This window comes from Allokutzneria sp. NRRL B-24872 (genome assembly GCF_002155965.1).
GTDB lineage: Bacteria > Actinomycetota > Actinomycetes > Mycobacteriales > Pseudonocardiaceae > Allokutzneria.
Genome location: NZ_MUMH01000014.1, coordinates 21,543 through 47,435 on the forward strand (window position 1 = coordinate 21,543; position 25,893 = coordinate 47,435).

A 25,893-nucleotide genomic window follows, 5' to 3' on the forward strand; every position below is an offset into this window, starting at 1 on the left:
GGCCAGCTCACCGCAGCCCGGAGCGCGACGTGGGTCGCAGCACCACCTCCTCCGTCCGCTCGCCACCGCGCAGCACTCCGGCGAAGCGCTCGACCGTCACGAACACGTGCTCGCCCTCTCGCACGGGCAGGGCGGGGAAGGTGTTCGCGGCGTACTCGGAACGCAGGCACACCAACGGCTCGTACCCCAGCGAGTCGGCGAACGCGTCGGTGAACGGCTCGTCGCCGTAGTGGACGGTGACGAGGAAGCGGCTCTCCGGTAACTCGGTCGAACCCGGTAAAGGCCTGTCACGCAAGGGAAAACCTTCGCCGACCGGTCGCAGCAGCAACGCGTTGTCGGTGTCCACCATCGTCTCCCGCGCGGCGTCGCGGTGCTGGGCCCACGCCTCTCCGTTGTAGAAGGCGCTCAGCGACCGCTCATGCCGCTCCATGTCGGGGAAGGACCGCAGCCACACGAAGCGGTCCGGGTTCGCCTCGTCCCGGAACTGCCCGATGACGCGCACGCCGACCGCGTCCTGGGTCTCCACGAACTCGCGGTCGAACAGCTCGACGAGCGTGTCCCTGGTCCCCGGGCGAAGGGTGTACTGGCGCAGTTCGACCACCTGATCCGTCATGGGGCCGACCATAGGTTCGACCCCTGACAGTCAGGCTCAGTCGTCGTAGGGGTCCTCGGGCGGGGAGTCGTACTCGTCGACGGCCTGGCTCGGGTCGATGAGCGCGAACCTCGTGCCGAGCGGGTCGGAGAGCACCACGACCTTGCCGAGGGTGGAGCCGTAAGGCTTGAACCGCAGCCGGGCCCCGGCCGCCCGCGCGCGGTCCAGCGTCTCGTCGAAGCCGACGTCCGGGTCGATCGCGAAGTGCGCGATCCACCTCGGCGGCACCGGTTCCGCGGTGTCCAGGTTCATCCTGACCCGCGCGAGCACCGACTCGCCCTCGACGTACCAGACCACGTGGTCCACGCGCACGCCGTCGGCGACCTGGCGCTGCTCGTAGCCGAACACCGCGCCGAAGAACCGGTCCGCCAACGTCGGCCTCGGCGTGACGAGCTCCGCCCACACCAGCGAACCCGGCAGCCCCACGGTGAAGTTCCAGTCACGCGCGGGCTGGCACAGCCCGACCGTCGCCCCGCTGGGGTCGTCGACGAGCACCTTCGCGCCGAGCCCCGGGATCACCTGCGGCTGCTCCAGCACCGAGCCGCCGAAGCGCCGCACCTGGTGCGCGCCCTTGGCCAGGTCGGCCACGGCGAGGTAGAGCGTCCAGTCGCGCACCGCGCCCTCGTGCGGGCGCAGCCCGGCCACCGGCTCGCCGAACAGGGTCGCGATCGTGTACTCCGCGCCCTGGTCGTCCCGGCGGACCTCGTACTCCCAGTCGAGCACCGCGCGGTAGAACTCCCGCGTCGCCGCCGAGTCCGCGGTCGGGAGCTCAGCCCAACAGGGTTGGCCGACCGGCAGGGCAGACGTGCTGGGCATATTCCCTCCTCCGACTGGGGGATACCGGTGATCACCCTATCGGGGAGGTGCTCGAACCCCCGAATACCGGAAGAACGGAACGAAACGGACGAGCTGTCCTAGTCGCGGATCTGCTCCAGGCGGCAGTTGAAGTGCCGCAACAGCTTCGGCACGTGCGTCATCCGGTAGCCGGGCACGCGCTCGGGCTGCTTGGCGATCTCCTCCAGCACCTCGCCCACGTACTCCAGGTGGCTCTGCGTGTACACCCGCCGGGGCACCGCCAGCCGCACCAGCTCGAACGGCGGACCGCTCTGCAACCGCCCCTGCTCGTCGAGCGTGCCCAGGTACAGCGATCCCAGCTCCACACAGCGGATTCCGCCCTGCAGGTAGAGCTCGCAGGCCAACGCGTGACCGGGGAACTGCGCCGCGCTCAGGTGCGGCAGCAACCGCTTGGCGTTGAGGTAGATCGCGTGGATGCCCGCCGGCTCCACGATCGAGACCCCGGCGGACTTCGCGAGATCGCCGAGGTAGCGCGTCGCGTCCGCCCGCGCGCGCAGGTACTGCGGGTCGGTGACCTCGATCAGGCCCTGCGCCAGCATCTCCAGGTCGCGCCCGGCCAGCCCGCCGTAGGTGCGGAAGCCCTCGGTGGCGGTGCACATCATCTCGCACTGCTCGGCCAGCTCGGGGTCGTTGACCGCGACCAGGCCGCCCATGTGCACGATGCCGTCCTTCTTCAGGCTCGCCACGCACCCGTCGGCCAACGCGAACGCCCGCTGCGCCACCCGCCGGGGCGTCCAGTCCGCGTAGCCCGGCTCCCGCCTGGTGACCCACCACGCGTTCTCCGCGAAGCGCGCGGCGTCGAGGAAGAACGGCACGCCGTGCTCGCGGCAGAGCTGGCTCGCGGCCTCGATGTTGGCCATCGACACCGGCTGACCGCCACCACCGTTGTTGGTGATCGTCATCAGCACCTGGCCGATCCGTGGCCGCTCCGGCCCGCTCAGCAGCTGGCCCAGCCGCGCCAGGTCGATGTTGCCCTTGAACGGCTCGGTGCTGTCGAGGTCGGCGGCCTCCTCGCACGGGATGTCCAGCGCGACGCAGCCGAGCAGCTCGACGTTGGCCCTGGTCGTGTCGAAGTGGGTGTTGCTGATCGAGATCATGCCCTTGCGCAGCACGCAACCGAACAGGATGCGCTCGGCCGCCCGGCCCTGGTGCACCGGCAGGATGTGCTGGTAGCCGGTGAGGTCGCTGACCACCTCGCGGAAGCGGTAGAAGGACCTGGCGCCCGCGTAGGTCTCGTCCGCGCTCGCCGCCGCCGCCGTCTGCGCCGCCGAGAGCGCACCGGTGCCCGAGTCGGTGAGCAGGTCGATGGTGACCTGTTCACTGCGCAGGCTGAACTGGTTGTACCCGGTGGCGGCCAACCAGCGTCGTCGATCCTCGGGGGTGGTGATCGGGATCGGCTCGACGACCTTGATCCGGTACGGCTCCATGATCGGCATGCTGCGGGCGGTCCTCTCTAGGTGACCGAGTTGAGGGACAGGTCCTCCGAGGTCCGGCCGGTGGGCACCACCGTGCCGGGCGCGGAGAAGTTCTCCGCGAGCGCGTGCCAGGAGCGCGGGCGCACCGAATCGTAGAGCTCGGAGGCCAGGTAGATCGTCACCCCCGGGCGGACGAGGCCCAGCCGCAGCGAGGCGTAGGGGATCATGCCGACCCCGCCCTCCAGCGGCCGCCGCGCCATCACCCCGAGCGCGCGCTCGAACGGCGCGGTCGGGAAGCCGTGCTGGGACAGCAGGGCGTTGACCCGCGCCCTGGACTGCTGGTCGTCGGTGACGTAGTCCCTGATCGGCAGGTGCAGCGTGTAGCCGCTGGGCCGGTCGGTGTCGCCCTCCACGAACGCGTAGCTGGAGATCAGCGGGCGCGCCGCGAACGGCCCGGGACCGCCGCCGACCAGGTAGCAGAAGTCGCGCAGCCTGCCGGGCTCCACCCCGCGCGCCAGCCTCGCCGCCCGCTCGATGTCGGTGGTGTCCGCGTTGTAGTGCGACGCGTACACCTTCACCCGCGAGCGCATGCGCTCACCGAGGTCGAGCGAGAAGAAGGTGAACTGGTCCAGTCCGGGCTCCGGCCGCATCACGTGCCTGCGCAACGGCGCGAAAGCCTCGGTGAAACCGAGCCGGACGAGCGCCTGCTCGATCAGTTCGGGCGCGGCGGGAAGCGCTTGCTGGTCGGGCGTGAAGTACACCTTGAACGTGGGTGAGTCGTTCCGCTTCAGCACGACCGAGACCCAGACCGAGAAGCGGCCGGGCAGTCCCGGATCGAGGAACAGTTCGCTCACCTGGTCGAACTGGTCCAGAGAGAAGCTGAACCGTTCGGAGTAAAATTGCAGTATTTCTTTGGAGATTTGCACGTTCGCGGCGTGGCTCGGGCTCTTCGCCAGCGGCTCGACGCATAAGCGCACGGTAGGCGTTTGCTCGCCCTCAAACGCCACCGAGAACTCGATTGGAGTCTTGTCGTCCGAGAGTTCGGATGACCATAATGGTGGTTCAGAGAGCAGATGCGCCCCGCCGGGGCCCAACAGGTCGCCGATCGGATCGATCAGTTCGCTGGGCGCGTCAGCCAGACCCACGGCGCGATGCATGTTGCGCAACTGCTCTCTGGCGTAATCGCTAAGCGAAATAGCGGACAAGTCCATGAATAGGCTCCTCCTGCCAGAACGAACAGCTTGCCGAACCGATCGACAGCCCTCGGCCGACGATTATTCTTGCAGAGAAATTGGACTGTCAACTATTTGACAATGCTACGCGAGATGATCTTGTTGCCAATACCGCCCATACGGTGACTGTTGTTTCACCGTATAGTGTCGTAGCGGTTACCGCGAGTTATCTAGCGCACGACACCTTGTGGCCCCGGGCCGCACACTCTGACACCAATGCGAATCTCGCTCGCTCCAACTTCACCCTCTGTGTCTTCGCGAGATCGTAACCAGCGCGTTCTTTTCGGCGCAAGAGTACGGCACGTTCGTGCGACGGCGCCCGGGGGTCCCGTGGCCCGAGGGGCCGCCGGACGCTCCCGGGCGCCGTCGCACGCGTGGGTGTCGCTGATCGGGTGTCCCACACTCGGGTGGGCTCGGGCCTAGCGAGAGCCGTCGGCCGTCGCCGGCACCCTGCTGAGCGCGTGCTCCACCAGCCGCACCAGAGCCTGCTTGCTCGATTCCCGCTCCCGCGCGTCGCACATGAGAATGGGAATCTCCGCGCTCAGCGCTAATGCCTGCCGGACCTCGTCGGTCTGGTAGTGGTGGGCGTCGTCGAAACAGTTCACCGCGATGATGAACGGAATTTTCCGGCGCTCGAAGAAGTCCACCGACGGGAACGAGCTGTCGAGCCTGCGCGTGTCCACGAGGACGATCGCCCCGATCGCACCGTTGGCCAGTTCGTCCCACATGAACCAGAACCGGTTCTGTCCCGGCGTGCCGAAAAGGTAGAGCACGATCTCGGGATTGATGGTGATGCGGCCGAAGTCGAGCGCGACCGTGGTCGTGGTCTTCTCCTCGACGCCCACCAGGTCGTCGACGTCGGTGCTGGCCTCGGTGAGCAGCTCCTCGGTGCTCAGCGGGGGTATCTCGCTGACCGAGCCGACCATCGTCGTCTTGCCGGCGCCGAAACCGCCCGCGACGAGGACCTTGACCGAGGTGGGGATGACCATCGCGGCTCCCTGGGCCTCAGATTCTACGGACACCATCAAGCACCGCCTGAAGTAGATTCCGGTCCGGCAGGTTGTTCGCCGTTCGAGGCGCTCGTGCCACCACGTCCCCGCGTTCGATGAGGTCGCTGAGCAGCACCTTCACCACGACCAGCGGGACGTCGACGTAGGCGGCCACCTCGGCCACCGATAACGGTGTGCGGCAGAGCTCGATGACGGCTTGGTGCTCGGGACTCAGCGAGCCCGAGTCGTTCTCGGTCCACACCGTGACGACCTGGGTCGCCAGGTCGAGGTCGGTGTTCCCGGGACGGGTCCTGCCCCTGGTCATGGCATAGGGACGGACCAGGGGACCTGCTGCCTCGTCGAACCATCGGTCATCTGGTTCGGACATCACATCACGCCCTCGACGCGCCGTTGGCCGCGGCCTGTTCGGACCTGGGAGCAGAGCTCAGGTACACACCGACCTGCTTCACGAGCAGGTTCATCTCGTAAGCGATCATGCCGGCGTCGGCGTTCTCCTCCGCCAGCACGGCGAGGCAGGCACCGCGCCCGGCCGCGGTGACGAAGAGGAACGCGTGTTCCATCTCCACGACGGTCTGCCGGACGGCGCCGCCGCCGAAGTGCCTGCCGGTGCCGCGGGCCAGGCTCTGAAAAGCCGAGGCCATCGCCGACAGGTGCTCGGAATCGTCCTTGGACAGCGCCTTGGAACGCCCGATGAGCAGCCCGTCAGCGGAGAGCACCACCGCGTGCTGGACCCCGACCGTGCGGCTGACCAGCTCGTCGAGCAGCCAGTTCAGGTCGGTGTGCTGATTAGACTTCTCGCTCATGTGGGGGTGACCTTCTCCGTCTTCCACGTGGCTCATGACTCGAACGGACTGTCCGCGTTGCGGCCCTCGCGGGTGCCCCGCTGGAAGGCGGACATGGTGTTGCGGATCTCCTCTGCGGAGCGGTGGTTCTCAGCCGGGTCCTCAGCGGCCTGCGGGACCGGTGCCGGTTCCGCCCTGAGCTGGGGAGCCAGGCTCTGCTGCGGCTTGCGCTGCGGTAAGGCCGGGCGTTGTGTGACGCTATCTTCCCAGGCCGGTCGGGCAGCTTCCGTAACGGGCGGCTCTGTCTGGCTATTGCCGGTATACACCGGGATGGGTCCGGTGTGGCTGTACCTCGGCGTCTCCACAGGGTGGCCGCTCCCGGGCTCGTCGGCGATCGGTTCGGGTCCAGGCACCTCCCGCACGGCCTCGAAGCTCAGCCCGCCGAGCAGGTTCAGCGGGCGTCCGCCGTCGGCGTCCTCGGAGTCGCCGAGCGGCTCGGACCAGAAGCTCTCCAGGTCGGCGCCGAGCCGGGCGCCGGAGTCCACCTGGGTGACGCGCTGCTGGGCGGCCGCCTGGTCGACCCCGGTCTGCTCGGTCCGGCTCTGCGGCGGGAACGGCGTGCCGTTGGGCGGGGTGTGCGGGTGCTGGCGGGCGAGCCCCGGGTTGGTCCCGGCGCTGCCGTCGTCCTGCGCCACCCGGGAGGCCAGCACCTCGTTGGGGATCAGGATGATCGCCCTGGTGCCGCCGTAGGGGGAGGTGCGCAGTTCCACCTTGACCCCGAGCCGGGAGGCCAGCCGCGCGACGACGAACAGGCCCAGTCGCGAGTCGCCCTTGAGCGCCATCGCGTCGAACTCGGGCGGGTCGTTGAGCATCGCGTTGGCCGCGGCCTGGTCGTCCTCGCTCATGCCGAGGCCGTGGTCCTCGACCTCCACCACGACGCCCTTGGCCGCGAGCGAGCCGTGCACCTGGACCTGGGAGCGGGGCGGGGAGAACGAGGTGGCGTTGTCGACCAGCTCGGCGACGAGGTGGATGGTGTCGGCGACGGCGGAGCCGACGATCGCGGCCTCGGGCACCCGCTGCAGCCGGACCCGGACGTAGTGCTCGGTCTCGGAGATCGCCGCGCGCAGCACGTCGACCAGGCGGATCGGGTTGCGCCAGCGGCGTCCCGGCTGCTCGCCGCCGAGGATGATCAGGTTCTCGGCGTTGCGGCGGGCGCGGGTGGCGAGGTGGTCCAGCTGGAACAGCCCTTCCAGCTGCTCCGGGTCCTCCTCGTGCCGCTCCATCCGGTCCAGGATCTTCAGCTGGCGGTGCACCAGGCCCTGGTTGCGGTGGGCGATGCCGAGGAAGACGTTGTTGATGCCCTCCCTGGCCTGCGCCTCCTTGACCGCGGCCGCGACGGCGGTGAGCTGGGCGGCGTTGAACGCGCTGGCCAGCTGGCCGATCTCGTCCTTGCCGTAGTCCAGTTCGGGGATCTCGGTGGAGACCTTGACGGTGTCACCGCGCCGCAGCCGGTTGACCAGGTTGGGCAGCTTGCGGTGGGCGAGTTCCAGCGCCTCGTTGCGCAGGCTGGCCAGGCGCACGACGAGCGCCTTGTCGACGAGCTTGCGCGACATCCGCAGCGCGATCACGATCGCGGCGATGGCCGCGAGCAGCGCCGCGACGGTGCCGATGGCCACGTTGATCAACGCGGTGTCGGCCTCGGCGAGCCCGATCCCGGAGACCTCGTCGGCGTTGAGGATCGTGAGGTCCAGCAACCTGTTGCCGACCTGGGTGGTGATGTCGGTCCACTGCCGCTCGTTCACCGGCGGTTCGGTGCGGTTGCGCCCGGTGGAGGACCAGGGGCCGAAGCTGATCAGTGACTGCTCGGCCTGCTCCAGCTGCTTCCACGCGTCGCTCTCGACCAGCTGCGTGTAGCCCTCCTGCACCTTGGGCTGGGTGAAGGCGATCTTCGTGTTCAGCTCGGTGTGGTAGACGCCGACGAGCTTGGTCAGCTCGAGGTGGTCCTGCGGGCTGAGCGTGCCGGAGACGAGCGCGCTGGCGATCAGCGCCGTCTCACGGGACATCAGGTCGTTGGCCCGGAACAGCGCGGAGGAGGTCAGGCCGCCGAGCGCCACCGTCACGTCGGGCAGGACGCGGGCCTGCGTCTCGAAGAGGTCGGTGCCCGCGTCGAGCATGTCGTTGTAGAACCTGTAGATGTCGGGCTTGCTGATCTCCCTGGTGTCCACCTGGGAGCGCTTCCTCGGCAGCTGGGCGATCAGCCCGTTGAGCCGCGTCAGCCGGTCGACGATCTCCTTGGGCGCGTTCTTGGCCAGCTCGTTGGCCGCCGTCTGCATCGTGGTGAGCGAGCGGTCGGTCTGCTGCTGGCGGGAGTGCAGCTCGGCCAGCCCGCTCTCGGGCTTGCCGAGGTAGGCCATGCTGAGCTGGCGCTCCTTCTCCGCGGAGGCGAGCGCGGTCACGGCGGGGATGGACACATCCCGCACACCGCTGAGGACCGCGCGCACGTAGACGCTCTCGAACAGGAAGAACGACGCGCCACCCAGCCACATCACCATGAGCGCCACACTGGGGATCAGAACCGTGCCGGTGAGCCTTGTTCTGATCGACTTGTGGCTCTTGTTCATCTCGCTGTCGGTCTTCACGACGCTCCACAAGTTCGTGTGCTACCCCGGGACCGTGCGCAGGTGGGAGGAATGCCGTCCCGGGGATAGTGGTAGAAATGCCTGCTCTGCGACTTTCGAAGCTACCGTTTATTTCCCAACGATATTCAGCTGGAGATTTCCCTTTCCCAGTGCGAACAGGCCGTCGAAATGACGGGAACGATAGCACAGGGTGATCGAGGGAGTACACCCTAGAGGGCACGCCTCCCGGCGGATGCCGAAACGCTCTCATTTTCACCGGAATGCGTAAACGCGTCACCCTATCAGCGGAGGTCGGGGCTGTGTAGGGAGCGCGGACCACTCGACCGGGTGGCGCGGGTGACGCGCCGTGAACACCGCTGGCCGGGGCGTTCCTGAGACGTGCCGAGACGTGCGGATGGCCGCCGACCAGGGGGTCGACGGCCATCGCGGTGCGGTGCTGCGACTAGCTCTCCGTGCTCGGGGCCACACCCGGTCCTGCCGGGGTTTCCGGGCCCGCGGCAGCCTCGACGGCGGCCACGGGGGCCGCGTGGGGCGTTGGGTTCAGGTCGGCGGTGGTGTACTTCGCCGCGACGAACAACGCGGCACCCACCGCGCCGAGCGTGGTGACGGCGAGGGGGACGCCAACGGAGACTCCGAGGGTCAGTGCGACGGCGATCGCCGACCTTCTCTTTCCGCGCCTATCGGCCATCGGATGATCCTCCCTCCAGGTGGAGCGGCAGCCGGTGCTGCTGCCGGTCCGGGAATACCCGCGGTAATCGGTGGCCGAAACCACATTTCGGCCGGAGCTTCCCGCGCGTTCGCTGTCCATTTCCTTCGCGGCCACCGCCGATTTCCTCGGTGCTGGGTCTCGGTGTGCTGGATCTCGGTGACCGCGTCGCTAGAGCGCCCGTTCGGCGCCCGCTGCCCTGTCTGTCGTTCCGGGGCCCTCGATCGTTTCTTCCACGGCCGGATTCGGCCCGAACACCGGCGCCGGCTCCGGGCCGCTGTGCTTGGCCGCCACGAACAGCGCGGCGCCGAGCGCGCCGAGGGTGGTGGCGATCGGGACCGCGACGGCGGCGACGACTCCGCCCGCGATGAGGCCGATGGTGCCGATGACGGACCGGGTGCGGCGGGGTTCGTCGTTCATGGGAGTCCTCCGTCCCGCTCGGGGTCTTCTTCCTCTATAGCCGAGCGGACCGGCGTTGTCAGCCGAGCCGACCTCCCGGTGCGCCCAGAGGGGAGACGGGCGCGCCGCCCGGCCATGACGCGCTCGCGCGCACCGTCCACCTCGGACGGTGCGGATGAGCGTCCACTGTGGACGATCGCGGGCGGGTGGCCGGGTCGGGCAACGTCACAGCCTCGCGCGCCCGTCCCGGACACCTCCCGCGAGTAAGCTGCGGAACCGACCCGAGAGCCCGATCTGAGGAGGACCCCGGTGACCCAGCCGGCTACCGAGGCCCCCGAGGCCACGCCCGTCCAGCGCCGCGTTCTGGTCGCCGAGGACGAGGCGCTCATCCGCCTCGACCTGGTCGAGATGCTGCGCGAGGAGGGCTACGAGGTCGTCGGCGAGGCCGCCGACGGCGTCGAGGCCGTCGAGCTGGCCACCCAGCTGCGCCCGGACCTGGTCATCCTGGACGTGAAGATGCCTCGCAAGGACGGCATCGAGGCCGCCGCCGCCATCGCGGGCGAGCGCATCGCCCCCGTGGTCATCCTGACCGCCTTCAGCCAGCGCGACCTCGTCGAGCGCGCCCGCGACGCCGGGGCGATGGCCTACCTGGTCAAGCCCTTCGCCAAGCGCGACCTGGTCCCGGCCATCGAGCTGGCGGTCTCCCGCTTCGCCGAGCTGCAGGCGCTGGAGACCGAGGTGGCCGGGCTGACCGAGCGCCTGGAGACCCGCAAGGTGGTGGAGAAGGCGAAGGGTCTGCTGATGACGAAGCAGGGCCTGAACGAGTCCGAGGCCTTCCGCTGGATTCAACGCACCGCCATGGACCGCCGTACCACCATGAAGGCGGTTGCGGATGCCGTCGTGGAGAATATTGGTTGACCGGAAGTAACGGTCGCGTCACCCATCGGTGACGAAAGTCTGTGGTTGCCAAACTATTGGCCGAGTCCGGTTGCTCTTCATCGTCACGATGTGGCTACGAGCGTCCACAGTTGCTGTGCAATGCCGCTTTTCGGCAGTTAGCTTCCTGCCCTGACCACGCCCCTGATCGAACGGGGCTCACCACCAGGCAAACGTGCATTGTGGTGAATTGGGTTTACGGAGGTACGGGTGTCTGGGACACGACTCGTGCGGGCCCTTGCGACGACTGCCGTGGTGGCTCTGGCTATCGCAGGGTGCGGGGGCGGCGGCGGCGACACGACGGGCGGAGGTGGCACCAGCGGTGCCGCCGGACCGACCAAGGCGGCCAATGCCGCCGACCCGCGCGGCGACGGCAAGGCGCAGTGCAGCAACGCCTCGCTCGCCTACATCGGCACCATCGCCGGTGACAACGCCGCGCTGGGCCTCGCCATCCTCAACGGCGCTCGCCTCGCCGTGAAGCAGCACAACGCGGCCAACCCCGGCTGTCAGGTGAACCTGCGGGAGTTCGACTCCGAGGGCTCACCCGACAAGGCCCCGGGTGTCGTCGCGCAGGCGGTGAACACTCCGGACATCCTCGGTGTCGTCGGACTGCCGTTCTCCGGTGAGTCCAAGGCCGTCGGCAAGACCTTCTCCGACGCGGGCCTGGTCACGCTGAGCCCCTCGGCGACCAACCCGGGCCTGAGCAAGAACGGCTGGAAGACCTTCTTCCGCGCGCTGGGCAACGACAGCGTGCAGGGCCCGGCCGCGGCCAAGTTCATCACCAACGACCTCAAGGCCTCCAAGGTCTGCGTGATCCGCGACGACTCCGAGTACGGCAGCGGCCTGGCCGCCGCGGTCAAGGAGGCGCTGGGCAGCAAGGTGGTCTGCGAGGACCAGGTCAAGAGCAAGCAGAAGGAGTTCGCGGCCACCGTCAGCAAGGTCGAGGCGGCCAAGCCGGACGCGATCTTCTACTCCGGCTACTACACCGAGGCGGCCCCGCTGGCCGACCAGCTGTTCAACAAGGGCGTGACCGCCAAGCTGGTCGCCCCGGACGGCACCAAGGACGACCAGTTCGTCAAGAACTCCGGCGACGCCGCCGAGGGCTCCTACTTCACCTGCCCGTGCGTTCCGGCGGATGAGTTCAAGGAGTTCACCGACGAGTACAAGAAGCTGGCCAACACCGACCCGTCGACCTACTCGGCCGAGGGCTACGACGCCGCGACGATCCTGCTCAAGGCGATCGACGGCGGCAAGAAGGACCGCGCCAGCGTGCTGGAGTTCGTCCGCACCTACGAGGGCCAGGGCCTGACCAAGAAGTTCAAGTGGGACGCCACCGGTGAGCTCACCGAGACGCCCGTCTGGTCCTACAAGGTCGAGGGCGGCAAGATCGTCAAGAACAAGCCGATCGGTTAACCGGCAGAGCACGACGCAACGGTTGTCGCACAGGGGCACGGCCACGGCGGGGAAGCGCCTGCCGTCGCCGTGCCCCTGGCGCTTTGCACGGGAACGGGCAGATCAGTGATTGTTCAAGCTACGGCCATGCTCGCGCAGGCCGAGGACAGCTGGATCGACTTCAACGTCGGCCTCTTCCTCGACCAGTTCTGGAGCAACACGGTCGACGGGCTCGCCTACGGCAGCATCTACGCCCTCATCGCGCTGGGCTACACGCTGGTGTACGGCGTTCTCCGCCTCATCAACTTCGCGCACTCCGAAATCTTCATCACCGGCGCTTTCGGCGCCTACTTCACCCTGGAGGCCCTCGGTCTCAAACCGGGACCGACGGCCCGGCTCGGCATAGTCGAGATCATCGGCTACCTGTTGTTGATGATGGCCGTCGCCATGATCATTTCCGGGGTCTCCGCGGTCGTTCTGGAACGCGTCGCCTATCGGCCGCTGCGCAAGCGCAACGCGCCGACGCTCGTTTTCTTGATCACCGCGGTCGGCGCCTCCTTCGTGATCCAGCAGCTGTTCTTCGTCACCAGGGGCGCCAACCCGGAGCCCGCGCTGCGGCTGATCCGGCCGACCGAGGTCTTCACGATCTTCGGCGCCCGGGTGACCAACATCCACCTGCTGGTCATCGTCGCCGCGCTGCTGCTCATGGTCGTCGCGGACATGTTCATCAACCGCTCGCGCCTCGGCAGGGGCGTTCGCGCGGTCGCGCAGGACCCGGTCACCGCGACGCTGATGGGCGTCAACCGGGAGCGCGTGATCATGCTGACCTTCCTCATCGGCGGTGTGCTCGCCGGTGCGGCCGCGGTCTTCTACATGCTCCAGATCCCGCAGGGCGTGGTCTACAACGGCGGCTTCCTGCTGGGCATCAAGGCGTTCACCGCCGCGGTGCTCGGCGGCATCGGCAACCTGCGCGGCGCGCTGCTCGGCGGCCTGCTGCTCGGCGTCGTGGAGAACTACGGCCAGTCCCTGCTGGGCGGTGAGTGGCGCGACATCGTCGCCTTCGTGCTGCTGATCGTGATCCTGATGTTCCGGCCGACGGGCATCCTCGGCGAGTCCCTTGGGAAGGCACGGGTATGAACGCGCACCAACAGACTTCTGCACAGGGCCGCTCTCCAGGCAGAGCCCCGTTCGGGCAGCGCGTGCGCGACTGGTGGAACGGCCTGAACCGGTTCCAGCAGTGGGGCGTGCTCATCCCGCTGGTGGTGCTGATCTACGCGCTGCCGATCCTCAACCCGCCGCTGCTGACCACCGAGCCGGGAACCGACTTCCAGATCGCCCTGTTCAACGCGGCGCGCTTCGCGCTGATCGCGATCGGGCTGAACGTGGTGGTCGGCCAGGCCGGTCTGCTCGACCTGGGCTACGTCGGCTTCTTCGCCGTCGGCGCCTACGTCGCGGCGATCCTGACCAGCCCGGACTCGGCGCTGCGGTGGGACTACCCGTGGATCGCGATCATCCCGGTCGCGGTGGTGATCACGATGGCCACCGGTGTCCTGCTCGGGGCACCGACACTGCGCTTGCGCGGGGACTACCTGGCGATCGTCACGCTCGGCTTCGGTGAGATCGTCCGGCTGCTCGCCGACAACGTGACCCCGCTGCGCGGCCAGCGCGGCTTCCAGGACGTCGGGCGGCCGGAGGGCCTCAACGCCGACGGCACCGCGATCTTCAACTCCTCCGACGGCACGCCGTGGTACTGGCTGGTCGTCACGGTGATCATCATCATCCTGATCTTCGTCGGCAACCTGGAGCGCAGCCGCGTCGGCCGCGCGTGGGTGGCCATCCGCGAGGACGAGGACGCGGCCGAGATCATGGGCGTGCCCACGTTCAAGTTCAAGATCTGGGCCTTCACCATGGGCGCGGCGATCGGTGGCCTCTCCGGGGCGATCTACGCCGGGCAGGTCGGCTTCGTGAACAACCAGAAGTTCGACGTGGTCACCTCGGTGCTGTTCCTGGCCGCGGTGGTGCTCGGCGGCTCCGGCAACAAGGTCGGGGTGATCCTGGGCGCGTTCGTCATCTCCTACGTGCCCGACCGCTTCCAGGCCATCGCCGAGTACAAGTACCTGATCTTCGGCCTCGCGCTGATCGTGCTGATGATCTTCCGTCCGCAGGGTCTGCTCGGCTCGCGCCAGCGGTTGCTGGCCAAGGGCAGACAGGCGTACCGCAAACTGCTCGGCAGACCCGAGCAGATCGCCAAGGAGAGCGCGATGACCGACTCGGCGAAGGGGGTTCAGGGATGAGCGACGACCGCACCAACGACACCTCCGAGCCCGACGTCCCCGCCGAGGGCGGCCTGGTCGCCGAGCTGGAGCGGATGAGCCCGGAGGAGCGCGCGGCGCACGAGGCCGAGGTGGCCGAGGCCGTCGCCGCCGACCGGGACATCGCCGTCGCCGTCGGGGACACCCTGCTGGAGCTGGACGACGTCACCATGGCCTTCGGCGGGCTCACCGCCATGGACTCGGTGAACTTCCAGATCCGGCGCGGGGAGATCCTCGGCCTGATCGGGCCCAACGGAGCGGGCAAGACCACCTGCTTCAACGTGATGACCGGTGTCTACCGGCCGACGAAGGGCAAGGTGCTGCTGGAGGGCAAGCCCCTCGGGCGGTCCAAGCGCAACGCGATCACCCGGCTCGGCATCGCGCGGACGTTCCAGAACATCCGGCTCTTCAGCGAGATGACCGCGCTGGAGAACGTGGTCGTCGGCACCGACGCGCGGCACAAGACCAGCGTGATCGGCGCGCTGCTGCGGCTTCCCCGGCACCACCGGGAGGAGCAGACCGCGGTGGACAAGGCCATGGCGCTGCTGGAGTTCGTCGGCATCGCCGACCGGGCGGCGGACAAGGCGCGCAACCTGCCCTACGGCTACCAGCGGCGGCTGGAGATCGCCCGCGCGCTGGCCACCGAGCCGAAGCTGCTCTGCCTGGACGAGCCGGCGGCCGGCTTCAACCCGGCGGAGAAGGAAGAGCTCATGGGGCTCATCCGCAAGATCCGCGACGACGGCTACACCGTCCTGCTCATCGAGCACGACATGAAGCTCGTCATGGGTGTGACCGACCGGATCGTGGTGCTGGAGTTCGGCAAGAAGATCGCCGAGGGCCTGCCTGCGGAGATCAGGGACAACCCCGCGGTGATCGCGGCCTACCTGGGGGTGCCCGACGATGGCGCTGCTTGAGCTGAACGGGATGTGCGTGCACTACGGGCGCATCCAGGCACTGACCGACATCACGCTGCACGTGGAGGAAGGCGAGATCGTCTCGCTGATCGGCGCCAACGGCGCCGGCAAGACCACCACGATGCGGGCCGTCTCGGGCATCCGGCCGCTCTCCGGCGGTTCGGTTGTCTTCGACGGCCAGGACATCAGCAAGATGCGGGCCGACCTGCGCGTGGTGCGCGGGATCTCGCAGTCACCGGAGGGCCGGGGCGTGTTCCCCGGTATGACGGTGATGGAGAACCTGGAGATGGGCTGCTACACCCGCAAGGACCGCAAGGCCATCGACGAGGACTTCGAGCGGGTCTTCGACCTGTTCCCCCGCCTGGCCGAGCGCAAGACGCAGGTGGGCGGCACCATGTCCGGCGGTGAGCAGCAGATGGTCGCGATCGGGCGGGCGCTGATGGCCCGGCCGAGGCTGCTGCTGCTCGACGAGCCGTCGATGGGCCTGGCGCCGCAGTTCATCCAGCAGATCTTCCGGATCATCAAGGAGATCAACGAGCAGGGCACCACCGTGCTGCTGGTCGAGCAGAACGCGCAGCAGGCGCTCAGCAGGGCGCACCGCGGCTACGTTCTGGAGACCGGGCGCGTGGTGAAGACCGGCACGGGGGCGGAGCTGCTCGCCGACCCGTCGGTCAAGGAGGCCTACCTCGGCGTTGCCTGAGGCGCGGTTCCCGTGAACGGGCACCCTCCACTGTGGAGGGTGCCCGTTCTCACGCGTTGACCAGGAATGCTTCGACGACCTCGCGCAGCGCGGCGCCCTGCTTGCTCGGATTCCCTTGGCGCTGCTCGAAAACCACGCGTCCCGCGCCGCTGATGAGATCCGCGAGCTGGACGGACGGGTGCTCATCGGAAGCGCCGACCGCGAAGGTGTGCACCTTCTGCTCCGGCGCGAGCTCGGCCAGCACCTTGTGCCGGTCGTGCAACAGGCGGAACTCGCCGAGCTCGGCCGTTCTGCGCTCGACGTGCTCCGCGAGCATGCGGGGGAGCGGGTCCAGGCTCGGCGGCTCCTCGGCCAGGAGCTCCTTCGCCCGTTCGCGGCTGTTTGCCAGGTGCGCGAGGACCTCCGCCGCAGGGTGTCCCGCGCACGTTTCGCGGGCTCGCGCGAAGAGCGCGAACAGCTCGTCGAGGTCCACCGCCCTGCCGTTGCGGCGCGTTCCCCTCGCGAAGCCCGCCAGCGCCGTGGCCAGTTGTGTCCACTGTGTACCCAGGAGTGCTTCTCCTTGGCGGACAAGGATTTCCGGGTCCTCTTGGATGAGCAGCCCGGCGATCGTCGACACCGTGAGGGCGACCTTGTCCTCGACCAGCACCGAGGCGCGGCCGTGCAGCGCTCCACCCTCGCCGAGCAGGTCCACCAGCGCCGCGAGCGGCTTGTCCCGTTCGAACTGCCAGAACTTCACCTCGCGGCTCTGGCGAAGCCCCGTGTTGGCGCGCAGTTCTCCCAGCAGCGCGCCCGCGAGCACGTCGTCCACGCGCACCGTCGCGTGCGTCATCACGCGCTGGTGCAGCACCGCCCCGCCGGTCCACCCCGACTCGTCCGCCGCCACCCACGGGGGCCCGTCACCGTCGTCGGTCAGCCCCGCGAAGTCCATGCCGCAGTATGCGTCGGAGCCCGGTTCCCGGGCATCCGCTTTCCCGGCGCTGCGGGTCGCTGAGCTGTCGATACTCGATTCTGGTTTTAGATCTGCCGAAGGGGTGGCTTTAGATCTGCCGAAGATCATCGAGCCTTTTCGCCGGGAGGGGCGTCGCGCACCACGCAGGTGAGGCGGGCGGTGCAGACGCGCTTGCCCGACTCGTCGGTGATCGCGATCTCGAAGGTGGCGGTGGTCCTGCCGACGTGCAGCGGCGTGCACACGCCGGTGACCACGCCCTCGCGCGCGGCGCGGTGGTGGGTGCAGGACAGCTCGAGGCCGACGGCGATCCGGCCCTCGCCCGCGTTCATCACCGCCGCGATCGAGCCCAGCGTCTCCGCGAACGCGGCGCTGGCGCCCCCGTGCAGCAGCCCGTACGGCTGGCGGTTGCCCGCGACGGGCATGGTGCCGACCAGGCGCTCGGCGTTCCACTCGGTGATCTCGATGCCGAGCTTGTCGGTGAGCTGCTCTGCCTGCACCAGGTTCGGGACGGCTGCGGGGAGGTTCACGGGCGCTCCTTGCGGGGACGGCGGGATCGACAGCATAAAACGGAACCCTTGGGACTCGAAAAGCATTCCCCTGTCGGGCGGTCCCAATGTAGAACATTTTGTCCTACACTTGCGCCCATGAGCGAGAGGGACCTGGTCGAGGAACTCGACGTGCGGGTGTGGCGCGGGAGCGAGCGGATCGGCGTGCGCGAGCTGAACCAGAGCACCTCGGCCACCCTCCAGCGGGTCCGCGAGGGTCACGCCTACACCGTGACCGACCGGGGGGTGCCCATCGCGCACCTCACTCCGGTGCGGCAGCGCGACCGGGTGCTCGACCAGCTCGTCCTGAGCGGGCGCGCCCAACCGCCGCGAATCCCGCAGGGGCCGGTGTCGATGCCGCCGGTCCTGGGGGACCCGGACGTGGACTCCGCCGCCGCGCTGGCCGCTGATCGCGAGGACGAGCGCTGGTGATCTACCTCGACACCGCCGCGCTGATGAAGCTCGTGCGCAGGGAGGAGCACTCCGAGGACCTGGTCACCTGGCTCAACGCCGCCCAGCGGAACGGACTACCGCGGGTCGCCTCCGCCTTGGCCGAGGTCGAGTTGCCGCGCGCGGTGCGACGAAACGCCCCGGAAGCCATCGCCAGGGTCCCCAGCGTTCTGGCGTCCTTGTACCTGGTGGAGATCGACGCGACCGTGCGGCAGACGGCGGCGGTGTACGCCGATCCGCTGCCGCGTTCCCTCAACGCCGTTCACCTCGCCACCGCGCAGGTGCTCTCGGGGCAGCCAGGGGCGGAGCTGATGACGTTCGTGACCTACGACAGGAGGCTGGCGGAGGCGGCGCGGAGCGTGGGCCTGGAGGTCTGGCCGGAGTAGCTCGATCGGAGTGTCGGTGCCTCGGCCTAGACTCCCCGGCGTGAGTGCTCCCGGAGACCGCAAGCTGCTGCTCATCGATGGCCACTCGATGGCCTACCGCGCCTTCTACGCCCTGCCGAAGGAGAACTTCCAGACCGGCACGGGCCAGACGACCAACGCGGTCTACGGCTTCACCTCGATGCTGATCAACCTGCTCCGCGACGAGGCGCCGGATCACATCGCGGTGGCCTTCGACGTCTCCAGGGTCACCTTCCGCACCGAGCAGTTCCCCGAGTACAAGGCCACCCGCAGCGCCACGCCGGACGAGTTCCGCGGCCAGGTCGGCCTGATCAAGGACGTGCTCGCGGTGCTCGGCGTGACCACGCTGGAGAAGGAGGGCTTCGAGGCCGACGACCTCATCGCCACCCTCGCCACGCAGGCCACCGAGCAGGGCCTGGCCGTGGCCATCTGTACCGGGGACCGCGACGCGTTGCAGCTGGTCAACGACCACATCACCGTGCTCTACCCGGTGAAGGGCGTCTCGGAGCTGGCGCGCTACACCCCGCAGGCGGTGCTGGACAAGTACGGCGTGCGCCCCGACCAGTACGCGGACTTCGCGGCGCTGCGCGGGGACCCCTCGGACAACCTGCCGAAGATCCCCGGCGTCGGCGAGAAGACGATCACCAAGTGGATCACCGAGTTCGGCTCGCTCGGGCAGCTGGTCGACCGCGCCGACGAGGTCAAGGGCAAGGCGGGCCAGGCGCTGCGCGACAACCTGTCCTCGGTGCTGCTCAACCGCCAGCTCACCGAGCTGGTCAAGGACGTCGAGCTGCCGGTCACCATCGACGGCCTCGCGGCCCGCGACTGGGACCGCGACGGCGTGCACAAGCTCTTCGACGAGCTGGAGTTCCGGGTCCTGCGCGAGCGGCTGTTCGCGACGCTGTCCACCAGCGAGCCGGAGGCCGAGGACGGCTTCGAGGTCACCGGCGGTCTCGTGGCGCCGGGCGGCGTCGCGGCCTGGCTGGACCAGCACGCGCGCGGCGGCGACCGGATCGGCCTCGCGCTGCGTGGCAGCTGGGGCCGGGGCAGCGGCGACCTCGAAGGGCTCGCGCTGGCCGGGGCGCGCGGTGAGGGCGGCTACCTCGCCTCCTCCGCGCTGACCGAGGACGACGAGCGCGCGCTGGCCGCCTGGTTGGCCGACGCCGCGATCCCGAAGGCCGCGCACGACGTCAAGGGCGGGCTGCACGCGCTGCGCGACCGGGGGTGGAGCCTGGCCGGGCTGACCACCGACACCGCGCTCGCGGCCTACCTGGTGCGGCCGGGGCAGCGCTCCTTCGACCTCGGCGACCTGGTGCTGCGCTACCTCCAGCGCGAGCTGCGCGCGGAGGAGGGCGATGCCGACGGCCAGCTCTCGCTGCTCTCCGACGAGCAGGAGGACACCGAGCGCGCGGCGGTCGCGGAGATCGTGCGCGCCCGCGCGGTCGCGGAGCTGGCCGACGCGCTGGACGAGGAGCTGGAGCGCACCGGCGGCACCAGGCTGCTGGCCGAGCTGGAGCTGCCGCTGCTGCTGGAGCTGGCCGAGCTGGAGGCCGCGGGCATCGCGGTGGACGACGACCGGCTCACCGAGCTGGAGTCGGCGTTCGCGGCGAAGGTGCGCCAGGCCGCCCAGGACGCCTACGCAGAGATCGGCAAGGAGATCAACCTCGGCTCGCCGAAGCAGCTGCAGGTGGTGCTCTTCGACGAGCTGAACATGCCGAAGACCAAGCGCACCAAGACCGGCTACACCACCGACGCCGAGGCGCTGCAGAAGCTGTTCGAGGACACCCAGCACCCGTTCCTGGAGCACCTGCTGGCCCACCGCGACGCCACCAGGCTGAAGGTGACCGTGGAGGGCCTGCTGAAGTCGGTGGCCCCGGACGGGCGCATCCACACCACCTTCAACCAGACCATCGCAGCCACCGGGCGGCTGTCCTCGACCGACCCGAACCTGCAGAACATCCCGATCCGCACCGACGACGGCAGGACGATCCGGCAGGCGTTCGTGGTCGGCTCGGGCTACGCGGAGCTGATGACCGCCGACTACAGCCAGATCGAGATGCGGATCATGGCGCACCTCTCCGGCGACGAGGGCCTGGTCGAGGCGTTCAACACCGGCGAGGACCTGCACACCTACGTGGCGTCCAAGGCGTTCGACGTGCCGACGACCGAGGTCACCGGCGAGCTGCGGCGCCGCGTCAAGGCGATGTCCTACGGCCTGGCGTACGGCCTGTCCGCCTACGGCCTTGCCGCGCAGCTCAAGATCTCCGCCGAGGAGGCGCGGGCGCAGATGGACGCGTACTTCTCGCGCTTCGGCGGGGTTCGCGACTACCTGCAGCAGATCGTCGAGCAGGCCCGCAAGGACGGCTACACCGAGACCATCCTCGGCCGCCGCCGCTACCTCCCGGACCTCAACAGCGACAACCGCCAGCGCCGCGAGATGGCCGAGCGGATGGCGCTCAACGCCCCGATCCAGGGAAGCGCGGCCGACATCATCAAGGTCGCCATGCTCGGCGTGCAGAAGGCGCTGTCCACCTCGCAGCTGCGCTCGCGGGTGCTGCTGCAGGTGCACGACGAACTCGTGCTGGAGATCGCCGACGGCGAGCACGAGCAGGTCGAGAAGCTCGTCCGCGCGGAGATGGGCGGCGCCTACGAGCTCTCCGTCCCGCTGGAGGTCTCCGTCGGCTACGGCCGCTCCTGGGACGACGCCGCCCACTAGCCCACGTCCTCCAGGCCGCTTACGCCCTGAATGACTCGTTGAGGTGGTTGAACGCACTGAATGACTCGTTGAGGTGGTCGACCGTCCTCAATGACTCGTTCAGCACGTTCAACGGACCAAACGCGGCATTGGCGTGCGTGGGGGCGGAACGTCCATTGTGGACGGTGGGGGCGGGTGCGGACGGTGATAGGGGAGGGCTCGGCTCCGTGGAAGGTTCAGGCGGTTGCCGAGCAACCCTCAGGTTTGTGATCAACAGTGTGTGATGCCGCCGCATCGACCGGGTCTGATGGCGCTCACGATGCGGTGGAGCGGTGCTCGATGGTCAAGGCGGCTCCGCTGATCGTGATCGGATATCCCCGAATCGGTGGCGCGAGCCGACGCGCCAGGTGAGTCGAGGAGGTCCACGAATGAGGTTGGCCAAGGCGGTCCTGGCGGGCGTGCTGCTCGCCGGCGTGTGCACGGCCCCGGCGATGGCCGCGGGCTCCTCCGGTGTGCGCGGCGCCGGACCGATCGCGCTGGTCCTCACCGTGGCCTCGGGGGAGCGCGCGCTGCCCGCCGGGCACACCGCGCTGCTGGCGTGCGAGCCGCTCGGCGGCACCCACTCCCGCACCCACCAGGCGTGCGACCGGCTGCGGGAGGTCTACGGCGACATCGCGCGCCTGAGCCACCGCGAGGGTCCGTGCACCGACGAGTACAGCCCGGTCACCGCGACCGCGTACGGCACCTACCGCGGCAACGCGGTGTCCTACACCAGGACCTGGCCGAACCGCTGCGAGATGTGGCGCGCCACGGGCGAGCTGTTCCAGTTCGAGACCGGCGTCGGGCGTCCTGGCCTTCCCGGCTGACGGAGCGCGACGCCCTGGCCGGGCGAGTCCCCCGCACGGGGTTGACGGGGGACCGCCCGGCTCAGGCTTTCAGCCGCGCAGCGCGGAATGCAGGCTCGCCGCCGCCCGCCTGCGCCAGGTCGGTACCCCGGCCGCGGTGAACAGCGAGCACGCCTTGGTCAGGACCTCCACCGCGTCGGCGGGCCCTCGGTGCCGCCGGATCAGCTCGCCGAGGCTCCACAGGCTGACGGCCTCGCTGAAGGTGTCGCCCTGGTCGCGGAACTCCCGCACGCACTCCTCCAACAGCGGCTGCGCCGCGTCGGGATCGCCGGAGGAGGCCAGCGCGTGCCCCAGAACTCGTTGGCAGCGCAGCTCTTTCAGCCGCGCGCCCATCTCGGCGAAAGCCGTTCGCGCGGTCTCCGCGCAGCTCAGCGCCTCCTCGGGTCGCTCCCACCGGTTGTAGGTGAGTGCGAGGAAGAAACGAGCCTCGGTCGCCGAGTACGTGTCGCCGAGCCGGTCGAAGTCCTCGATCGTGCGCAGCAGGGACTCCAGCGCCTGATCGCGTTCGCCGCGGTCGCGGTGCACCAGCGCGAGGCTCATCCGGGCCCACGCCGCGCCCCGCTCATCGCCGATCTCCGCGAAGGTCGTTGCGGCCCTTCGGAAACACCGCGAAGCCCGGCGCAGATCGCTGAGCTGGTGGTGCATGTCGCCGATGCCGATCCACGCGTGGCCCTGCTCGGAGCGCGCGCCCAGGGAGCGCCAGCCGCTGAGCGCGCGGGCGAACCACCGCGCTCCCTGCGGGTAGCGGTCGCGGGCGGCGGCGAGCAGGCCGAGCCCGTAGGACATGCGCGCCGCGCCGTGCCAGTCCTCGGCTGAGCGGCACGCCGACAACGCCCAGCAGTGCGTGCGCCGCCAGTCGTCCCAGTCGCCGCGCAGGTCGAGGTAGCCGGTCAGCGCCGAGGTCAGCCGCCACGCCGATTCGGCGTCGCCCGTCGCCGCGGCCTGTCGCACCGCGCCGACGAGCACGGGCTGCTCCGCGATGAACCACTCCAGGCCGCTGGAGGGCTTTTCCCTTGGCGCGCAGCCATTCCACGACCTGCTCGGCAGGTGCGCGCCGCGTTCCTCGGCCGCGCGCACCATCGCGGGGAGTGCGCGCTCCAACACCGGCTCGGGTGCGAGTTCGAGCTGTTCCTCGGCGTAGATCCGGACGAGGTTGTGGAAGCGGACGCGCGCCGATCCACCTGCGTCTTCGAGCAGTTGCGCGTCCAGCAACTCGTCGATGATCCGCTCGGTCTGCTCGGGGGAGCGGTCCAGCACCGCCGCGCTCAGCCAGGCCGGGTAGTTCGGCACCTTCACGGCGCTCAGCAGTCGCAGCGCGCGCCTGCACTCGTCGTCCAGACCCTGTTCGCTGAGCCCGATGCTCGCCCGCACGGCCAGGTCGCCGGTGACCAGCCGGTCCAGCCTGCGGTGCTCGTCGGCCAGCTCGTCCGCGAGCCACGCGACTGTCCTTTGTGGACGCGAGCGGAGCCTGGCCGCCGCGATGCGCAGTGCCAGCGGCAGCAGTCCGCACCGCCGCACCAGCACCCGCGCCGCCTCCGGCTCAGCGGAGATCCTTGCCACGCCGGTGATCTCGCCGAGCAGGTCGATCGCCTGCTCCTCGGTGAGCACGTCGAGGTCGATCGAGCGCCCGGTCAGCCCGGTGAGCCGGTTGCGCCCGGTCACCAGCACCGCGCAGCCGCCGTCGCCGGGCAGCAGCGGCCGGACCTGGGCGGCGTCGACGGCGTCGTCGAGCACCAGCAGCACGCGGCGGCCGGAGAGGCGGTCGCGGAACAGCTCGGCCAGCTGCTCGACGTCCTCGGGCAGGTGGCTGCCGACCATGCCGAGCAGGCGCAGGAACCTGCCCAGCACCTCGGCGGGGCTCGCCGGGCCGTTCGCCGTGCGCAGCCGCGCGAAGAGCTGGCCGTCGGGGAACTGCTCGCGCAGACCGTGCGCGACGTGCACGGCGAGCGCGGTCTTGCCGACCCCGGCCATGCCCACCACGGTGATCACCTTCGGGCTGCACCCGCCGGGATCGGGCCTCAGCTCGGCGCGCAGTGACGCCGCTTCCTCGGAGCGGCCGATGAAGTCGGCGATGTCCGGCGGCAGCACGTGCGGAGCGCGCAACGGCTCGGCGGCTCGCGGTCGGACCTGCTCGGGCTCGGCGCGCAGCACCTCCTGCTCACGCCTGCGCAGCTCGGCGCCGGGCTCGACACCCAGCTCCTCGACCAGCATCCGCCGCGCCTGGCGGTAGACCTCCAGCGCCTCGGCGCGGCGCCCGCACCGGTGCAGCGCGAGCATGAGCTGCGCGCTGAAGCCCTCGTCGAGCGGGTTCTCCGCGACCAGCACGGTCAGCTCGCCGATCACTTCGGCGTGCTTGCCAAGGCGCAGGTCGATCTCGGCTCTGCGGTGCAGCGTGCGCCCGCGCAGCTCGGCCAGCCGCGGCGCCTCCACACGGTGCATCCAGTCCGAGCCGACGTCGGAGAGCGCCGGACCTCGCCACAGCGCGAGCGCGGTGTGCAGCAGCCGCGCGGCCTGGGGCAGCTCGCCCTCGGCCTCGGCCACCTTGGACCGCTCCACCAGCCGCTCGAAGCGCTTCAGGTCCAGCGCGTCCTCGCCGACCTCGATCAGGTAGCCGGAGTTGCGCGTGAGGATCACCGGTCCGAGCGTGCGCCGCAGCCTGAGCACGTAGCCCTGCAGTGTGGTGCGCGCGCTGGACGGCGGGTCCTCGCCCCACAGCTGCGTGATCAGCTCGGAGGAGGGCACGACCTGGTTGGCGCGCAACAACAACGCCGCCAGCAGCGCGCGGTGCTTGGCAGCGGGAATGCGCACGATCTCGTTGCCCGCCACCACTTCGAGCGGACCGAGGAGCCGGAATTCCATTTCTCACGCCTCCCCACCATCGCGGAGCCCAATCTTCACCGCCCGCTGCCGATGAGTTCCAGACACCTTCGAACAACCGAATGGCTCCACGCTCTGACCTGCTGGAATCCGCTCTCAAGAGGCTGGGAGGACGATTCGGGACCAGCGAGAGACAAGCGGCGGCGCGGATCTTCTGCGGTGGGTCCCCTGCCCCCCTTCACAACGGAGGTTTGTGATGCGTCTTTCCGCTATTGCCAAGCTGGGCACCGCCTGCGCCATCGCGGTGGCCAGCATCGGCGCCGCCGCGCCGGTCGCCGTCGCGGCTCCGTCTGCCGCCGCCGACGAGGTCTCCGTCGCCGCCGCCCACCCCGGCCGCGCCAAGGCCGTGTCGTGGGCGAAGTCGATGGTCGGCAAGAGCCAGTACCACCACTACTGCGAGCTGTTCGTCGAGCTGGCCTACGGCACCAGCGGCCGCTACGCCTCGGCCAAGGCGCACTACAACGCCGCCAGGTCCTCCGGTCGCCTCAAGTCCGGAGCCGCGCCCGCGGGCACCCTGGTCTTCATGTACATGAACTCGACCTACGGGCACGTGGTGGTCTCGCTGGGCAACGGCACCGCCGTCAGCACCGGCCAGAAGAGCTCGAAGATCGAGATCCTGAGCACGGCGAGCAACGCGGGCTGGGCGGACGCCCCGTCCAGCTGGCCGGGCCGCTAGCCACCCCCGACGATCCCCGTCCAGCTGCCGTCCCAGCTGGGCGGGGATCTTCTCTGCCCAGATACTCAAGCAATCACTTGACTGTTGGGCGGGTCGGGGCAATACTCAAGTACATGCTTGACCATCGAGAGCGTCTGGACCGGCTGTTCCACGCCTTGGCCGACAGCACCCGGCGCGACATGGTCGAGCGGCTCGTCCGGGGACCGGCCTCGGTCAGCGAGCTGGCCGGCTCGCGCTCCATGACGCTTCAGGCCGTGATGCAGCACCTCAAGGTGCTCGAAGCGTGCGGTCTGGTGCGCACGGAGAAGGTGGGCCGGGTCCGCACGTGCGCGCTCCAGCCCGACGGGCTGCGGCAGGCCGAGGCGTGGCTGTCCGGCCAGCGCGCCGGCTGGGAGAACCGACTCGACCGGCTGGGCGAGCTACTGGAACCCGACTCGTGAGGAGCAGG

At 69.4% G+C, this 25,893-nt stretch carries 25 protein-coding genes; 12 read left to right on the plus strand and 13 right to left on the minus strand.

Annotated elements, in window-relative coordinates:
- Positions 1-7 precede the first annotated feature (7 nt).
- The 10 genes from CCN37_RS03395 to CCN37_RS03440 all read right to left on the minus strand — a co-directional run bounded on the left by CCN37_RS03395 (position 8) and on the right by CCN37_RS03440 (position 9,711).
- Complete coding sequence (locus CCN37_RS03395) at positions 8-613, minus strand: NIPSNAP family protein (RefSeq protein ID WP_086819185.1); 606 nt, start codon at positions 611-613, stop codon at positions 8-10.
- 36 nt (positions 614-649) lie between these two features.
- Positions 650-1,468 (minus strand): VOC family protein, encoded by an 819-nt coding sequence (locus tag CCN37_RS03400; protein WP_086819143.1) that lies wholly within the window; start codon positions 1,466-1,468, stop codon positions 650-652.
- Between the two features lie 98 nt (positions 1,469-1,566).
- Positions 1,567-2,943, minus strand: a complete 1,377-nt coding sequence (locus CCN37_RS03405; protein WP_086819144.1) for a tryptophanase — start codon at positions 2,941-2,943, stop codon at positions 1,567-1,569.
- A gap of 17 nt (positions 2,944-2,960) precedes the next feature.
- Positions 2,961-4,133 carry a tryptophan dimethylallyltransferase family protein gene (locus CCN37_RS03410; RefSeq protein WP_086819145.1) on the minus strand — a complete coding sequence of 391 codons (1,173 nt, stop codon included), beginning with the start codon at positions 4,131-4,133 and terminating at the stop codon, positions 2,961-2,963.
- 440 nt (positions 4,134-4,573) lie between these two features.
- Positions 4,574-5,179 carry an ATP/GTP-binding protein gene (locus CCN37_RS03415; protein ID WP_086819146.1) on the minus strand — a complete coding sequence of 202 codons (606 nt, stop codon included), beginning with the start codon at positions 5,177-5,179 and terminating at the stop codon, positions 4,574-4,576.
- Positions 5,160-5,531: a DUF742 domain-containing protein gene (locus CCN37_RS03420; RefSeq protein WP_086819186.1), complete on the minus strand. Its 372-nt coding sequence runs from the start codon at positions 5,529-5,531 to the stop codon at positions 5,160-5,162. Before CCN37_RS03420 ends, CCN37_RS03415 begins: the two co-directional genes overlap by 20 nt.
- 4 nt (positions 5,532-5,535) lie before the next feature.
- Positions 5,536-5,967: a roadblock/LC7 domain-containing protein gene (locus CCN37_RS03425; protein WP_030431546.1), complete on the minus strand. Its 432-nt coding sequence runs from the start codon at positions 5,965-5,967 to the stop codon at positions 5,536-5,538.
- Between the two features lie 32 nt (positions 5,968-5,999).
- On the minus strand, positions 6,000-8,585 hold the full coding sequence (locus CCN37_RS03430) for a nitrate- and nitrite sensing domain-containing protein (protein WP_246842792.1): 2,586 nt from the start codon (positions 8,583-8,585) through the stop codon (positions 6,000-6,002).
- 442 nt (positions 8,586-9,027) lie between these two features.
- Positions 9,028-9,273 carry a hypothetical protein gene (locus CCN37_RS03435; protein ID WP_086819147.1) on the minus strand — a complete coding sequence of 82 codons (246 nt, stop codon included), beginning with the start codon at positions 9,271-9,273 and terminating at the stop codon, positions 9,028-9,030.
- A 189-nt stretch (positions 9,274-9,462) separates the two neighbouring features.
- On the minus strand, positions 9,463-9,711 hold the full coding sequence (locus tag CCN37_RS03440; RefSeq protein ID WP_086819148.1) for a hypothetical protein: 249 nt from the start codon (positions 9,709-9,711) through the stop codon (positions 9,463-9,465).
- Between the two features lie 288 nt (positions 9,712-9,999).
- Here CCN37_RS03440 and CCN37_RS03445 point away from each other — a divergent pair, with 288 nt between their 5' ends.
- From CCN37_RS03445 to CCN37_RS03470, 6 genes are all read left to right on the plus strand, one after another.
- Positions 10,000-10,608, plus strand: coding sequence for an ANTAR domain-containing response regulator (locus CCN37_RS03445; RefSeq protein ID WP_086819149.1), 609 nt, complete (start codon positions 10,000-10,002; stop codon positions 10,606-10,608).
- Between the two features lie 228 nt (positions 10,609-10,836).
- Positions 10,837-12,039, plus strand: a complete 1,203-nt coding sequence (locus CCN37_RS03450; RefSeq protein ID WP_086819150.1) for a branched-chain amino acid ABC transporter substrate-binding protein — start codon at positions 10,837-10,839, stop codon at positions 12,037-12,039.
- A 126-nt stretch (positions 12,040-12,165) separates the two neighbouring features.
- On the plus strand, positions 12,166-13,155 hold the full coding sequence (locus CCN37_RS03455; protein WP_086819151.1) for a branched-chain amino acid ABC transporter permease: 990 nt from the start codon (positions 12,166-12,168) through the stop codon (positions 13,153-13,155).
- Complete coding sequence (locus tag CCN37_RS03460; RefSeq protein ID WP_086819152.1) at positions 13,152-14,312, plus strand: branched-chain amino acid ABC transporter permease; 1,161 nt, start codon at positions 13,152-13,154, stop codon at positions 14,310-14,312. Before CCN37_RS03455 ends, CCN37_RS03460 begins: the two co-directional genes overlap by 4 nt.
- A complete protein-coding gene (locus CCN37_RS03465) occupies positions 14,309-15,244 on the plus strand; it encodes an ABC transporter ATP-binding protein (protein ID WP_086819153.1) in 936 nt (311 codons plus the stop codon). Before CCN37_RS03460 ends, CCN37_RS03465 begins: the two co-directional genes overlap by 4 nt.
- Positions 15,231-15,944, plus strand: a complete 714-nt coding sequence (locus tag CCN37_RS03470) for an ABC transporter ATP-binding protein (protein ID WP_086819154.1) — start codon at positions 15,231-15,233, stop codon at positions 15,942-15,944. The genes CCN37_RS03465 and CCN37_RS03470 overlap by 14 nt, the downstream gene beginning before the upstream one ends.
- A gap of 49 nt (positions 15,945-15,993) precedes the next feature.
- Here the strand turns inward: CCN37_RS03470 and CCN37_RS03475 are convergent, their stop codons facing one another.
- Positions 15,994-16,872, minus strand: coding sequence for a hypothetical protein (locus CCN37_RS03475; protein ID WP_086819155.1), 879 nt, complete (start codon positions 16,870-16,872; stop codon positions 15,994-15,996).
- A 125-nt stretch (positions 16,873-16,997) separates the two neighbouring features.
- On the minus strand, positions 16,998-17,456 hold the full coding sequence (locus tag CCN37_RS03480; RefSeq protein WP_086819156.1) for a hotdog fold thioesterase: 459 nt from the start codon (positions 17,454-17,456) through the stop codon (positions 16,998-17,000).
- Between the two features lie 81 nt (positions 17,457-17,537).
- Between CCN37_RS03480 and CCN37_RS03485 the strand changes: the two genes are divergently transcribed.
- The 4 genes from CCN37_RS03485 (at position 17,538) to CCN37_RS03500 (ending at position 21,853) form a co-directional block, all read left to right on the plus strand.
- A complete protein-coding gene (locus tag CCN37_RS03485) occupies positions 17,538-17,870 on the plus strand; it encodes a type II toxin-antitoxin system Phd/YefM family antitoxin (RefSeq protein ID WP_086819157.1) in 333 nt (110 codons plus the stop codon).
- A complete protein-coding gene (locus CCN37_RS03490) occupies positions 17,867-18,274 on the plus strand; it encodes a type II toxin-antitoxin system VapC family toxin (RefSeq protein WP_086819158.1) in 408 nt (135 codons plus the stop codon). The genes CCN37_RS03485 and CCN37_RS03490 overlap by 4 nt, the downstream gene beginning before the upstream one ends.
- 88 nt (positions 18,275-18,362) lie before the next feature.
- Positions 18,363-21,008 carry a DNA polymerase I gene (polA, locus tag CCN37_RS03495; RefSeq protein ID WP_210407861.1) on the plus strand — a complete coding sequence of 882 codons (2,646 nt, stop codon included), beginning with the start codon at positions 18,363-18,365 and terminating at the stop codon, positions 21,006-21,008.
- Between the two features lie 407 nt (positions 21,009-21,415).
- Complete coding sequence (locus tag CCN37_RS03500; protein WP_086819160.1) at positions 21,416-21,853, plus strand: SSI family serine proteinase inhibitor; 438 nt, start codon at positions 21,416-21,418, stop codon at positions 21,851-21,853.
- Between the two features lie 69 nt (positions 21,854-21,922).
- Here the strand turns inward: CCN37_RS03500 and CCN37_RS03505 are convergent, their stop codons facing one another.
- The gene (locus CCN37_RS03505; RefSeq protein ID WP_086819161.1) at positions 21,923-24,751 is read right to left on the minus strand and encodes a BTAD domain-containing putative transcriptional regulator; all 2,829 of its coding nucleotides are present in this window, start codon (positions 24,749-24,751) and stop codon (positions 21,923-21,925) included.
- A 214-nt stretch (positions 24,752-24,965) separates the two neighbouring features.
- Here CCN37_RS03505 and CCN37_RS03510 point away from each other — a divergent pair, with 214 nt between their 5' ends.
- Complete coding sequence (locus tag CCN37_RS03510; RefSeq protein ID WP_086819162.1) at positions 24,966-25,445, plus strand: NlpC/P60 family protein; 480 nt, start codon at positions 24,966-24,968, stop codon at positions 25,443-25,445.
- Between the two features lie 113 nt (positions 25,446-25,558).
- Positions 25,559-25,885, plus strand: coding sequence for a helix-turn-helix transcriptional regulator (locus CCN37_RS03515; RefSeq protein WP_086819163.1), 327 nt, complete (start codon positions 25,559-25,561; stop codon positions 25,883-25,885).
- The last annotated feature ends 8 nt before the right edge of the window (positions 25,886-25,893 follow it).